12 protein-coding genes are annotated in these 13,485 nt (G+C 63.9%); 6 read left to right on the top strand and 6 right to left on the bottom strand.

Annotation, left to right across the window (positions count from 1 at the left end; translation table 11 throughout):
* Positions 1 to 153 precede the first annotated feature (153 nt).
* The gene (locus tag G453_RS0114370; RefSeq protein WP_027191624.1) at positions 154 to 915 is read left to right on the top strand and encodes a PEP-CTERM sorting domain-containing protein; all 762 of its coding nucleotides are present in this window, start codon (positions 154 to 156) and stop codon (positions 913 to 915) included.
* Between the two features lie 163 nt (positions 916 to 1,078).
* Here the strand turns inward: G453_RS0114370 and G453_RS0114365 are convergent, their stop codons facing one another.
* Positions 1,079 to 1,645: a tetratricopeptide repeat protein gene (locus G453_RS0114365; protein WP_027191623.1), complete on the bottom strand. Its 567-nt coding sequence runs from the start codon at positions 1,643 to 1,645 to the stop codon at positions 1,079 to 1,081.
* A 295-nt stretch (positions 1,646 to 1,940) separates the two neighbouring features.
* Here G453_RS0114365 and G453_RS0114360 point away from each other — a divergent pair, with 295 nt between their 5' ends.
* The 5 genes from G453_RS0114360 (at position 1,941) to G453_RS0114340 (ending at position 6,334) form a co-directional block, all read left to right on the top strand.
* Entirely contained in the window at positions 1,941 to 3,068 is a 1,128-nt protein-coding gene (locus G453_RS0114360; RefSeq protein WP_051272444.1) for an ABC transporter permease, read from the top strand.
* Entirely contained in the window at positions 3,068 to 3,814 is a 747-nt protein-coding gene (locus G453_RS0114355; protein ID WP_043645863.1) for an ABC transporter ATP-binding protein, read from the top strand. Before G453_RS0114360 ends, G453_RS0114355 begins: the two co-directional genes overlap by 1 nt.
* 9 nt (positions 3,815 to 3,823) lie before the next feature.
* Positions 3,824 to 4,813: an MlaD family protein gene (locus tag G453_RS24210; protein WP_051272443.1), complete on the top strand. Its 990-nt coding sequence runs from the start codon at positions 3,824 to 3,826 to the stop codon at positions 4,811 to 4,813.
* Positions 4,810 to 5,442 carry an ABC-type transport auxiliary lipoprotein family protein gene (locus G453_RS24205; protein WP_051272442.1) on the top strand — a complete coding sequence of 211 codons (633 nt, stop codon included), beginning with the start codon at positions 4,810 to 4,812 and terminating at the stop codon, positions 5,440 to 5,442. The genes G453_RS24210 and G453_RS24205 overlap by 4 nt, the downstream gene beginning before the upstream one ends.
* Positions 5,443 to 5,593: 151 nt before the next feature.
* Complete coding sequence (locus G453_RS0114340) at positions 5,594 to 6,334, top strand: substrate-binding periplasmic protein (RefSeq protein ID WP_027191620.1); 741 nt, start codon at positions 5,594 to 5,596, stop codon at positions 6,332 to 6,334.
* Positions 6,335 to 6,341: 7 nt separating this feature from the next.
* Here G453_RS0114340 and G453_RS0114335 read toward each other — a convergent pair whose 3' ends face one another.
* From G453_RS0114335 to G453_RS0114315, 5 genes are all read right to left on the bottom strand, one after another.
* Positions 6,342 to 8,948, bottom strand: a complete 2,607-nt coding sequence (locus G453_RS0114335; RefSeq protein WP_027191619.1) for an AMP-binding protein — start codon at positions 8,946 to 8,948, stop codon at positions 6,342 to 6,344.
* A gap of 80 nt (positions 8,949 to 9,028) precedes the next feature.
* Positions 9,029 to 10,318, bottom strand: coding sequence for a type III PLP-dependent enzyme domain-containing protein (locus G453_RS0114330; RefSeq protein WP_051272440.1), 1,290 nt, complete (start codon positions 10,316 to 10,318; stop codon positions 9,029 to 9,031).
* A 4-nt stretch (positions 10,319 to 10,322) separates the two neighbouring features.
* Positions 10,323 to 11,666, bottom strand: coding sequence for an HD domain-containing phosphohydrolase (locus G453_RS0114325; protein WP_027191617.1), 1,344 nt, complete (start codon positions 11,664 to 11,666; stop codon positions 10,323 to 10,325).
* An 85-nt stretch (positions 11,667 to 11,751) separates the two neighbouring features.
* Positions 11,752 to 12,687, bottom strand: coding sequence for a TIGR01777 family oxidoreductase (locus G453_RS0114320; RefSeq protein WP_043645861.1), 936 nt, complete (start codon positions 12,685 to 12,687; stop codon positions 11,752 to 11,754).
* Positions 12,688 to 12,901: 214 nt separating this feature from the next.
* Positions 12,902 to 13,456 carry a DUF4390 domain-containing protein gene (locus G453_RS0114315; RefSeq protein WP_027191615.1) on the bottom strand — a complete coding sequence of 185 codons (555 nt, stop codon included), beginning with the start codon at positions 13,454 to 13,456 and terminating at the stop codon, positions 12,902 to 12,904.
* Between the last annotated feature and the right edge of the window lie 29 nt (positions 13,457 to 13,485).

The raw sequence follows: 13,485 nt of genomic DNA, 5'->3' as shown, positions 1-13,485 counted from the left end.
AGTTTGTGTATTTACATATCCTGACATTCGATCAAACACTGACCCGGCAGTCTCGGTCTCAAGGAACCAGCTGTACCACTCCCTCGACCTGGGCTGCACAGTGACAGGCACGCGCGAGCGACATTGTGCAACCATTACAGGAGGAAAAGGCGTATGTTTGGGTCAGACTCAGGATTTCATCAAAACGGTGTGTTCAGACAATTGACGAAATGCGTATTCGTATGTGCGATATTGCTTACCGCATTGCCGCCTCAAGAAGCGAAGGCGAATACGGTCTTCAACCTGTCGGACGATTTCAGCACGATCTCAAACCCGAACGGACCGTGGCAATATGGCTGGGTATCGACGATTGGAGGCTCCCTGACCGTGTTTGACGAGGTACTGTACCCGCCCTACGGCGGAGACAGATGGAACGACTCCACCATATCGAACACTTACTGGATTCCCCAGGTTTGGAAGAACAATTCCACCGATACCTTGTTCAACTGGGTTGAGCCTGGAGACGTGAGCCTGCATCCTGGCCCCTCCGGTGAATTGGCAACAGTGCGTTTCACCGCCCCTGTCGATGGAACGTACTCCCTCAGCGGCTATTTCAACAGCTACAACAGGGCGTACATGAGCAAATACATCTACAGATCCGGAGCCACAACCGGACTGCTGCTCAGCGAAAACAGCTCCTGGTACAATGACTTCAGCATCCTCGGCCTAGCAATGCAGGCAGGCAACTTCCTGGACTTTGTGGTGGGGCCGACCGTTTGGAACAGCATAGCGGGAGGTGACACAATCCTGTCTCTGAACATCACCGGCAGCTTCGACATCCCCAATCCTCCGGTCGCCACGCCGGAACCCGGCACAGTGATGCTTCTGGGCATCGGGTTCCTGGGGTTGGCATACGTTCGCCGGATCTTGGCGTAGGGGCACAAACGGCAGCGGCCCGGCCGGTTTCCCGGTCGGGCCGCTTATAGAAGAGTTCTGAGTTTGGCGTTCTCAAAATGCGTTCATGCCGTGTGGTTCCAAACCAAGAGAACCATGTCCATATTTCGTGAAAAACATATTCATGCTCTTCACGAACTCAACACTACAGGTCTTTATACTTGACGGGAATCTTCAGCTTGGGGTTCATCTTCTTGGCCATGGCGAAGTCTTCCTTGGCCTTGTCGGGCTGCGGGGGCAGCATGCCCATGTAGCTCACGCCCCGGTTGTAGTGATACCCGCCCGTAAGGATGCTGGGCTGGGACATTCCGATGACCTTGGTCAGGTCGGCAACGGCTTCGGCGTGCTTGCCCTGCATGGCCAACACGCGGGCGCGTTCATACAGCGCATTGATAAGGTCGGGTTTGATTTCCAGAGCCTTGTTGAAGTCGGCCATGGCCAGGTCGTAGTTCTTCTTGTTGGAGTATGCAGCGCCACGGTTAGCAAGCGCGTTGGCCAGGATGTCCTTGCTGGTTTTGGGGTTGTCGATAACCGGGGTCAGCGTGGCGATGCCCGCGTTCCACTGACGACTTGCAATCTGATCGACACCCTTCATGTACGTCGCACTGATCGCTTTCTCTTCACTCATGGCGGCTTTTTGGGCGGCCTGAACAGGCGCCACGCCAACGGTGAGAGCGGCCACGAGAGCCAAAACGAAAATCCTGATTCCCATACTTTCCTCCTCAATGGTTGAAAAGTGAGCTATAGGTAATCATATGCATGGCTTTGCATTATTTAGCAAGGGAAAAACCGGCCAGAGGCCGGTATTTAAAACACGTCTACGGGACAATCCCTGGCACGCACTCGCACTCGCCCTCCCCACCCAAGAAACGTCGCCCCCGAACGTACGCGCCCCAACGCTGAGAGTCATGAACCACACCCCCATCCCGACAGGCGCACATTGACCCTCCAAGCCCGCTGGCGTAGAGATGACATGCCCTCAAACGACTGTTTACGAGCCTCACACCATGACGCCTCCGGCTTCCCCCACATCGTTGACTTTCAAGCCCGCGCCTGCGGGGATCGCCGTCACGCTTACCGGACGGCTCGACGCCGACGGCGTGTCCGGCATATGGGACCAGGCAGTGCGCCTGGCCGCCAGTCCGGGGCAAAGGCTCACGGTGGACGCCCAGGCAGTGGACTATTGCGACGGGGCAGGGCTCGCCCTGCTGGTGGAGCTGCGGCGGCGCGCCGAGGCGGCGCGGGCAGAATTCCGGCTGGACGGGCTGAACCAGCGGTTTCGCGACCTCTACGACCAGTTCTCCCCGCAGGACCTCCTGCCGCCAGCCTCCCATAAGGACAAACCCAGCCTGCCTGAGGAGGTGGGCCGCAAAGCCGCCATCCTCATCGACGACATCTATTCCCTCATCGCCTTCATCGGCGAATTCGCCGTTGCGCTGGTCCGCGCGGCTGCCAACCCTCGCTCCATCCGCTGGCGCGACGCCCTGAACGTGGCCGAGACCGCAGGAGTCAACGCCCTACCCATCATCGTGCTCATCGGCTTTCTCATGGGCCTCATCATGGCGTTCCAGTCGGCCATGCCGCTCAAGCAGTTCGGCGCGGAGATCTTCGTGGCCAACCTGCTGGCATTGTCGCTCCTGCGCGAACTCGGCCCGCTGGTCACGGCCATCATCCTGGCCGGGCGCTCGGGCTCGGCTTTCGCCGCCGAAATAGGCACCATGACCGTCAATGAGGAGATCAACGCCCTGAGGACCATGGGCCTGGACCCGGTGCGCTTCCTGGTTGTCAGCCGCGTGCTTGCGGCCATGGCCATGACGCCCATGCTGACGCTGTTCTTCAGCCTGGCCGGGCTGGTAGGCGGCGCGCTGGTGATGCTGTCGCTTGGGTATCCGCTGGTGGCCTTCGTCAACCAGGTGCAGATGTCGGTCACCCTGGGCGACATGCTGGGGGGACTTCTCAAGGCCAGCGTGTTCAGCCTGCTGGTGTGCGCCATCGGCTGCCAGCGGGGCTTGCGCACGCGCGGCGGAGCCAGCTCCGTGGGGCAGTCCACCACCAGCGCGGTGGTGTCGGGCATCATCCTCATCGCCGTGGCGGACGGAGTGTTCGCGGTGGTGTTCTACGTGATGGGCTGGTGATGCAAGGCCCGGCCATCGAGGTTTCTGGGCTGACCATGGGCTACGGCGAGAACGTCGTGCTCAGGGACGTAAGCTTCAGCGTGCAGCCCGGCGAGGTGTTCGTCATCCTGGGTGGCTCGGGCTGCGGCAAGTCCACCCTCTTGAAAAACATGATAGGACTGTTCCCGCCCATGTCCGGCATGGTGACCATCCAGGGACGCAACATCGTGGGCGCGCATGGGCGCAAGCTCCGCGAGATCCTGCGGTCCTTCGGGGTGATGTACCAGTCCGGGGCGCTGTTTGGCTCGCTGACGCTGCTTGAGAACATCTGCCTGCCCCTGGAAGAGTTCACCCGCCTGCCGCGCGACGCCCGCGAGGCAGTGGCGCGCCTGAAGCTCAAGCTCGTAGGGCTGGCCGGTTCCGAGGACAAGCTCCCCTCGGAGCTGTCTGGCGGGATGCAGAAGCGCGCGGCCATAGCCCGCGCCATGGCCCTGGACCCGGCCATCCTGTTCCTGGACGAGCCCCAGGCCGGGCTCGACCCCGTCACCTCGGCTGGGATTGACGAACTGGTGTTGACCCTGGCCGCAAGCCTTGGCATCACATTCGTCATCGTCAGCCACGAGCTTGCCAGCATCTTCGCCGTGGCCGACAGGGTCATCATGCTCGACCCGCAGACCAAGGGAATCATCGCCCAAGGCCCGCCCGCCGAACTGCGCGACCATTCGGACAACCCAAAGGTCCGCCAATTCTTCAACCGGGAGGCTTGAGGTCGTTTCATGAGCCTGAAAACCAACTACTTCAAGCTTGGCCTGTTCATCATCGGCGCGACCGTGCTGCTGCTTCTGATCCTGGTCTTTTTCGGGCTCGGCGCCCTGAACAAGGACAAGATCATGCTGGAGAGCTACTTCGACGAATCCGTGCAGGGGTTGGACATCGGCTCGCCACTGAAGTTCAAGGGCGTCAAGATCGGTTCCGTGCAGCGAATCCGGTTCGTGTTCAACAAATACCACGACATAAAGGACGTCCCCTTCCGCTACGTGCTGGTGGAGATGGCCCTGGACCCCGAATCGGCCATCGCCCTGAAAAGCCGCGAGGACTTAAAGGAAGCCATCTGGAGCGAGGTGGAGAACGGCCTGCGTGTACGTATCGCCCCCCAGGGCCTCACCGGCACGGGCTACCTGGAGATGGACTACGTCAACCCGCGCGCCAACAAGCCCCTGCCCATCAGCTGGACCCCGGAATACTACTACGTGCCCTCCGCACCCAGCACCATCGCCCGCCTGGAAGAGACCTTCGAGAACTTCTCCAAGCTGTTGCGCAAGATCGACGACGCAGGCGTGGACGTGGCCGTCCAGAACATCAACGCCCTGCTGGTGGTCATGCGCGACGCCGTGAAGGACGCCAACGTCCCCGGCCTCTCGGACAACGTGAACAGCCTGATCGCGGATCTGCGAAAGACCAACGAACATCTGAACGACATCATGGCCAGCAAGGACGCGCGGGAAGCCCTCAAGAACCTGGGGCAGACCCTGGCCAACCTGAAGACCGGCACCGAGAACCTGCCCCAGACCATCGCCGACCTGCGAAAGCTCCTGCGCGAGGTGAACTCCCTGGTGGCCAGCCAGCGCGACGAGGTGCAGGGGCTGCTCCAGCAGAGCAAGCAGGTGTTCGAGAACCTGAACGACCTGACCGGCGACGCCAAGCGCAATCCCTCGCGACTGTTCTTCGGCGCCCCCCCGGCCAAGGTGAACCCGGAGAAGAGATGACACGCACCGTGACGATTCACACGCGCGCGCTGCTGGCCGTGCTGGCCCTGTGCCTGCTCGGCGCGTGCGCCGCGCCCTTGTCGCGCCCCGCGCCGGATCGCAAGCTCTACAACATCACGGCCCAGCGCCTGGAGTCCCTCCCTGCGGCAACGGACAAATCGGTGCTCAAGGTGCGCCCCTTGCAGGTCAGCCCCGCCTACCAGGGCAAGGAGATGGTCTACCGCCTGGGCGAGACCGAGTTCGAGTCTGACTATTACAATTCCTTCTTCGTGCAGCCCGCCCAGAACATGACCCAGCTTACCGAGCAGTGGCTCGGGCGGGCCGGAATATTCTCCAACGTGGTGGACTCCACCAGCCAGGTGGTGGACACCCACCTCCTGGAGGGCATGGTCAACTCCCTGTACGGCGACTACCGGGATCGCGCCGCGCCCAAGGCCGTTCTGGAAGTGCAGTTCTTCCTGCTCAAAAACAAAAACGAGACGTACGGCGTGGCGTTCTCCAGGAGTTACCGCAAGGCGGTCCCCTTCGCGTCCGGCGGCAAGGACGCCGCCCCACTGGCCGCTGCCTATAATCAGGCGCTGGCCGAGGTGCTGGCGGAACTGGAACAGGATTTGAGGGGAGTGAAATAGCCGAGGCCAACCGCTACCGGTCAAGGCCAGGACCGGCCTTTCATGCCCGACCGCGCGACTCGCGCCAGCACGTATCGCGTGCAGCAATCATGCATGTGATTGCCGCATGATTCATCGAACGAGTGGCAGCCTCATGATCGAGGAGCAGTTCATGCGTGTAATGACTTTTCTTCTGTTCGCGGTCCTTCTCGCCGCCACCCCAGCCTTCGCGCTGACTATCGCCACGGAGGACTCCCCTCCTTCCACCATCGTCAAGGGCGACGCCCTCTCCGGAGTGAGCGTGGAGATCGTCAGGGAAATACAGAAGCGCGTCGGCGACCACACCCACATCGACGTCTTCCCCTGGGCCAGGGCCTACTCCATGGCCTCCACCACGCCTGATGTGGTTCTCTTCGCCACCACGCGCACCCCGGAGCGTGAGCCTCTTTTCACCTGGGTCGGCCCCATCCTCAGCATCAAGTGGGGATTCTTTGCCATGAGGAGCAAGGCCAGACCCCTTGGCAGCCTGGAGGAAGCCAAAGCTGGTGTCATCATCGGCACCTACAAGGACGACGCGCGCGAGCAGTTCCTGAAGAGCCAAGGATTCACCAACCTGGACAGCTCCAGCAGCCAGATGCTCAACATCAGGAAGCTCAAGGCCGGGCGGATCGACCTCCTGGTGTCCACCAACATCGGAATCGCCACCATGCCGGAATCCTGCGGACTGAAACCGGGGGACATGGTGAACGTGTTCACCTTCAAGGAAGTGGAGCTGTACATCGCCTTTTCCAAAGGCAGCGACGAGGCGACAGTGGCGGCGTGGGAGAACGCCTTCGACGAGATGCAGGACGACGGCACGCTGGCGGCCATCCAGGCGCGCTGGCTGCCCCGGGAGGCTTCGGCCAGGAAGTGAAGATACGCTAGCCTTCGGCCAGCAGCGCCCTCACCGCTTCCCGCAACTCTTCCGGCGTCTGGGGCATCATGGGCGCGCCGAACGTCACCGCCAGCTTATGGCGGCGCAGCTTCCCGCCCACGGGCCAGGCTTCGAAAGTCCCGCTGACGGCTGCTGGCACCACGGGCACGCCGAGTTCCTTCGAGAGGGTCACCGGACCTTGCCTGAACTGCTGGAGCGTCCCGGTCACGGTGCGCGCGCCCTCCGGGAACACGCACAGCAGCTTGCCGTGTCGCAGCACGTAAGACGAAAACCGCATGGTCTCCGAGATGCGCCCGGCGTCCACGGCGATCAGCCTGAACCGCGCAGCCAGCGTGCCCACCAGGGGGGCGTCGAAAAACCTGGCCAGCCCCAGGAAATACAGGCGCATGCGGTGCCTGCGGGGAGTGGCCGAGAGCACCACGAAGCCGTCCAGGAAGCTCGCGTGGTTGCAGCAGATGATGGCCGCGCCCTCGGGGATGTTCTGTGCTCCCCGCACCGTGAGGCCGAACCCCAGCCGGATTACCGCGTCCAAAAGCCCGCCCACCGCCGCAGTGGCCAGCCGGTCAAGCGTCCCGAAATCAAGGCGCACCCGATGCTCCCGTTCGGGCGGCAGGTCGCCGTGCAGGCCGGAGCCCGCGCCCGCCGTGCGCACGTCAGGCGAACCGGCTCCAGCGCCGCTTCCTACAGCGGAGTCCCTGCCCGAGTCCAGGGACAGCTCGCGGGCCAGGGCCACCACCTCCGCCGCCGTGGCCAGACGCTGGAAGCGTTCCTCTTCCACGGGCCTCCCAAGCGCGTCCTCCAGAAGTGTCAGCAGCTCCAGCCGTTTGAGTGAATCGAGTCCCAGGTCCAGCTCCAGGTGCGACGTCGGCGCGACGCCCGCGTCCGCGCTCAGGCCCGCCGCTTCCCGGATGGCGGCCAGGGCGGCCTCCCCGGCCTGGCCTAGTTCAGGCCACTCCACACCCTCGGCTGAGACTCCATCCTGGCCCTCGGCCAGCATCTTCTCCACCAGATGGCGCTTCACCTTGCCCAGGCGCGTCTTTGGCAGGTCCGCCGAGATGACCACGAAATTGCCCACCCTCTTGTATGGCGGCAACTCGCGCGAGAGCACCTCCAGGTCCCAGCGGATGTTCTGGCGCAGGTCGGTTGAATCGGTGGTTTTGAAAAATTCCGGGTCCGGGGTGATGACCGCCCGCAGCGACCCGTCCGGGCCTGGCAGCACGCAGATTTCCCCCACGCTCGGGGCCTGGCGGTAGTGGTTTTCGATTTCTTCGGCGGGAAACTTCTTGCCGCTTTGCAGCACGATGATGTCGCGCTCGCGCCCGCGCACAAAGACGGACCCGTCCGGGTCCATGCGTCCCTGGTCACCGGTGTGGAACCAGCCGTTCTGCAAGGCCTTGGCCGAGGCGTCCGGGTCCTCGAAGTAGCCGGGCATCACGTTTGCGCCCCGGATGAGTATCTCTCCGTAACCCTCGGCGTCTGGCCGGTCGATGCGGACCTCCACTCCGGGCAGCGCCTGCCCCACGCTGCCGGGCCTGCCCGTGTCCGGCTTGTTGATGCTCACCAGGGGGGCGGTCTCGGAGAGGCCGTAGCCCTCCAGCACCCCGATGCCCAGCGCCTCCATCCCGGCAATCACCTCCGGATCGCACTTGGCCCCGCCGGTTACGAAGAAGCGGAATTTCGGGCCGACTCCCTTGCGCACGGCCCGGCGCAGCACCCCGAGCGGGTCGGGTTTCACGTGCGCCGTGAGCTTGAGGACCGCCGCAACAAGCCTCCCCAGGCCCAGGGGCAGGTCCTCGAAGCGTTTGAGGATGCGCCGGTAAAACACGCCCACGTATTGCGGCGTAAGCACCAGAATGCTTACGCCTGCAGTCTTGAGCGCACCAAGGATGGCTTCGGGCTTGAGTGTCTCCACGAAGGTCGTGCGCGCGCCCAGCAGCAGCGGCACCAGCAGGTTCACCATGCAGGGGTAGGCGTGGTGCAGGGGCAGTACGGCCAGCAGATTGTCGCCGGGAAGCAACAGCCCGCACCGGGCCACGCTGTCCACATTGGCCAGCAGGTTGGCGTGGGTGAGCCGCACGGCCTTGGGCCTGCCGGTGGTGCCGGAGGTGAAGATCAGCACGGCCGGATCGTCCGGCGCGGCGGGATGGATTTCCCCCCGCGAAAGCGGCGCGTGCGCCAGGGCGGCGTCCAGGCTGTGGGCCAAGAGGCAGCCTGCGGGCAAATCCCCCGTGAACAGGTCGTGGCGCGAAGAGAGCACCAGGCGGGCGCGCGTCTTTTCCAGGTAGTAGGCGGCGTCGGAGGGAACGGACGCGATGTCCACGGGCACGGCCACGCCTCCGGCCAGCAGGACGGCGAAGTAGGCAGCCCCCCAGGCCGGGGAGTTCTCCAGGCACAGGATCACCCGGTCGCCTGGAGCCACGCCGACGGAGCGCATCCAGGCCGCCGCGCCAAGAGCCATGTCCAGAAAGCGGCGGCGGTCCATATCCTGAAAGGAGCCGTCGGCCAGGACCACGCGCAGGCACCAGTCCGCGCCGTAGCGGTCGGTTGCGTCCAGAAGGCCCTTGCAAAGCGTGTAGCCGGGAGTGGTGGGCATGTGGCGTTTCGCTGCCTTGGAGGTTGGACGTTGGGTCTTCACCGCTTCACGCGGGGGGCCCGGACGCGGGCTCCGGCGCGTCACTTCCAGAAGGCCAGCACCTGCTCCAGGGTCTCGCGCTTCTTGAGGACGCGCGGCCTGCCCTCTTCAAGGCCCAGCACCACTGGCATCTGGCGGCTGTTGTAGCGCGACCACATGGCCATGGTATAGGCCCCGGCGTCCAGAAATATCAGGAAGTCTCCGGGCGACAGGTCGGGCAGCGCGCGGGACTTCGCCGGGAAATCCCCCGAAAAGCACAGCGGCCCGGCCACGTTCCAGGGGCCGTTTGGTCCCGACTTCAAAGCGCCGTCCGGCCCGGCGGCCACGATCTCATGCCGCCAGGTTTCGGGCGCGTAGCAGGGGCGCAGGAACATGTCCGCCCCCAGGTGCACCACGGCAGTGCAAAACCCCGGCTGCTCCTTGACGTATTCCACCCGGCTGACCGCGAAAGCCTGGCTGGCGAAGACCCAGCGCCCGAACTCGGTGAACATTCGCAGGCCGGGGGCGAACAGCTCCGGGCACTCCCGGCGAAGAGCGGCGGCGTACTCGCCCATGGACGGAACATCCTGGTCCGGCGTGTAGCGCACGGGGAGCCCTCCGCCGATGTCCAGGCGGGATATCCGCTCATGGCCGCAGGCTGCGTGGATGTCGCGGCGAAGGTCCAGGAGGATGCGGGCCGCGCGCGTGAACAGGTCCAGGCCGCAGCCCTGCGAGCCCACGTGCATGTGCAGCCCCGTGAGCCAGGGACGGCGCACGAAGGCATCGACGATTTCCCCGCGCTTGGACACGGGTTCGCCGAACTTGGAGTACTCCCCGGCCACGCTGGTGGCGGCGATGCTGCCCAGGCCCACCTGCGGGTTCACCCGCAGGCCCAGGCTTCCAGGCCCTTGGAAAGGCTGGGTGACGATCCCGTCCAGGCGCTTGAGTTCTTGAAAGTTATCGGCGTTCAGGTGCACGCCGAGCTGGACGGCTTCGCGCAGTTCGGCGCTGGTTTTGGCGGGAGAGTCGAACACGATGCGCTCAGGCGGGCAACCTGCGGCCAGGGCCATGTGCAGCTCCGGCAGGGAGGCCGCCTCGAGCCCGGAGCCTTGCGCGACAAGGCGCGAAAGCAGCGCGGCCATGGGAGCTGCCTTCACGGCCACGGCGTGCAGCGCTCCGGGGGGGAAACTGTCGCATATCAACTGGAATCGATTGTCCAGGCCGTCCAGGTCGTAGACCACTGCGGCGGTGTCCTCCTCGCCCAGGAGCCCGGCAGACAAGGCCGAGGCAAGCGCATCCGATGCCCTGCGGGCCAATTCGGCGTACGAAGGCCCTTCGTATCCGGTCTCCATGCCTCTAGGCCCGCCCTTGCGCCTCGAAGGCGAAGCTCCCCGATTCGAAGAGCTCGATGCAGGTGTCCACCACGGCAGGGTCGTAGAGCACGTCGCGGTTGCGCTTGATCTCTTCCAGGGCGCGCGCCAGGCCGAGCGAGGCACGATAGGGGCGGTGCGAGCTCATGGCCTCCACCACGTCGGCCACGGCAAGGATGCGCGACTCTTCCAGGAGCTGATCGTCCTTCAGCCCGGAGGGATATCCGGTGCCGTTGATGCGCTCATGGTGCTGCAGCACCATGTCGGCCACGGGCCAGGGGAAGGGGATGTTCTTCAGAATCTCGTGGCCCACCTCGGAGTGGGTCTTGATGAGCCCCATCTCGATGGAGGTCAGCACCGAGGGCTTGGCCAGGATCTCCGCCGGGATGTAGATTTTCCCGATATCATGAAGCAGTCCGGCCACGCGCAGGCCCTCCAGGCGCTCGTCGTCCATGCCCTGGGCAGCGGCGATGGCATGGGCAAGGGCGGCCACGCGCTGCTGGTGGCCCGCAGTGTAGGGGTCGCGCTTTTCGGCGGTCACGGCCAGGGCCTCCACGGTCGCAGCCAGGGTGCCGCGCAGGCTGGCTACGTAGCGCTGGAGGTTTTCCTCGTTCTTCACCCGCTCCGAAATGTCGCGAAAGACCAGCACCTTGCCGATGTTGTTCCCCCAGTCGTCGATGATAGGGGACACGTTGGCCTCCACGGGCACGGATGCCCCCGCCGAGGTGGGCATGCGGCAGGAATGGCTGCCGAGCGTGGTGAGGCATCCGTTGTTCTGCGGGAAGACCTCCTGGATGGTCCGTCCGATGACCACGTCCACGTCGATGCCCAGGAAGGTTTCGGCCACCGGGTTGATGAACTGGATGCATCCGTCCTCCCCGGTGGTCACCACGGCCTCGCCCAGGCTTTTGAGCGTGGTGGCCAGCCAGCGCTCGGAGAGCACCAGCTTGCGGTCGGTCTCGAACTTGTAGACGGCCATCTCAATGGTGGTCTGGAGCTCGCGGTCCTCGAAAGGCTTTATGATATATCCGAAGGGATTGGTAATTTTGGCGCGTTCCAGGGTTTTCTGGTCGGCGTAGGCGGTCAGGTAGATTACCGGGATGCCGAAGTTCTCGTTGATGATGCCTGCGGCCTCGATGCCGTCCATGCCGCCTTCCAGCATGATGTCCATGAGGATGATGTCGGGCTTGAGCTTGCCGGCCTTGTCCACGGCTTCCTCTCCCGTAGCGCAGACGCCCACGGTTTCGTAGCCCATGTGCTTCAGGCGGTTCTGGATATCCAACGCGACGATGGCCTCGTCCTCGACAACCAGTATTCTGCGCGAATTCATTGCGTCTCCAGAGGTTGTGTTCGGGAACGGACCTCCCCGGTGCGGGACGTCAGGTTCCCCGGCGGACACTTCCGGGAATGACCGCCTACGCGAACAGATCCTTGAGCGCCGGACCCAGCCTGGGATGGCTGAAGTCGAAACCCATCTCCACGAGGCGCTTGGGGAAGGCGCGGCAGCCGGTCAGCAGGAGTTCGTCGGCCATTTCTCCAAATGCCAGGCGGAGCATGGCCGCAGGGGCTGCCAGACCGCAGGGCCTGGACATGGCCTCGCCAAGACGCCTGCAAAATTCAAGATTGGAAACCGTTTCTGGCGCGGTGAGGTTGAAGGCTCCGGCGGCGTCCCCGCGTTCCATGAGGAAGACCATGGCGCGGACCTCGTCGTCCAGATGAATCCAGGGGAAACCCTGCCTGCCGTCGCCAAGCGGTCCGCCCAGGAACATCTTGAAGGGGGTGAGCATCTTCTCCAGCACGCCGCCCCCGCGCCCGAGCACCAGGCCGGTGCGCGCCACCACGCGGCGAACGCCCATGTCCTCCACGGAGTGGGTGGATTCCTCCCAGCGCAGGCACACTTCCGTCAGGAATCCTTTCCCCGGGGGAGAGGACTCGTCCACCGCGTCCTGTCCGGTGTCGCCGTAATAGCCCACGGCGGAGGCCTGGACCAGCACCTCCGGTTTCACCGAAGCCTGGGACACGGCCTGGGTCATGGCTTCTCCGGCCAAGGTCCTGCTTTGCAGGATGGCGCTTTTGCGTTCCGGAGTCCAGCGACCGTCGCCGATGCTCTCGCCCGCCAGATTCACCAGCGCGAAAGCTCCGTCCGCGAGATGCCCCCAGCCCTGCGCGCTGCGACCGTCCCAGGTGTGCATTTCCGGCACGGCCCCGTCCGGCGAGAGGCCGACCGCGCGGGATGTCCCCCGGGTGAGCACGCTCACCCGGTATCCCCCGGCCAGCAGGGCACGGCACAACCGACGGCCAATAAAGCCGCTTCCGCCAGCCACTACCACACGCCGAATGCCTGCATCCATTATAGAATCCTCCTACGCAAAAAAGACTAGATGACAACCAGCAACAAGGTCAAGGTCAGCGACAGGAAGATTACCAATCAGCGATATTTCAGGAGGAAAGAAGGATATCTTGTTCCCGGAAAGTCCGGACAACTGCAAATACATGAGATGTATCACGACCGTCGCAGCCATCTCCACAAAAACAAGAACGGAAAGTCAGAGAAAGAAGAGCAAATCAGTATGAAAAATCCAATTGGTACTTTACCGGAGGAACGGCATCGAAATTCCAGAAGAACAACACGCCCTTGAGCCATGCGGACACGTCCTGGCGGACCATCCTGATCTCCAAAGTAAGTGAATAGGAGCCGCCCCGCTCCAGTGACTCCCAGGAGCCCAGGTCCAGGGTCATAGCCCCCCAGGCTTCCTTCATCACCAGCGCCAGGTCGCGCCCCCTGTAGCGCTCCTGCCTGCCCACGGGGAGGTGGATCTCGAAGGGGCCGCCCTCGTGCAGCGTGAGACGGCTGATCGCCTCTGCCTCGGCCACCTGGGTGTTCCAGGCGTAGTCGCGCTTGCGCGACAACCGGGCCTTGCACTCCAGCGCCAGGGTGTCGCCAGCCTGAAGGGCCTCGCTCACCGCGTCCACGGCTTTGATGTCCACGCCGTAGCGCACTTTGACGCGCCCCTCCTGGTTGTCCACCACCAGATTGGAGAGCCCGATGCGCTGGGCATGGGCCTGCCAGGGCAGGACCAGTGCGAAGAGGAAGGGGACGAGGAAAATCGCGCGGCGCATGTGGGTTCCTTGGCTCGAATGCCCATTAT

It is taken from the genome of Fundidesulfovibrio putealis DSM 16056, assembly GCF_000429325.1.
Classification (GTDB): Bacteria; Desulfobacterota; Desulfovibrionia; order Desulfovibrionales; family Desulfovibrionaceae; genus Fundidesulfovibrio; species Fundidesulfovibrio putealis.
The sequence above is the reverse complement of the archived record's forward strand: the minus strand, read 5'-3'. Positions and strand labels throughout refer to the sequence as shown.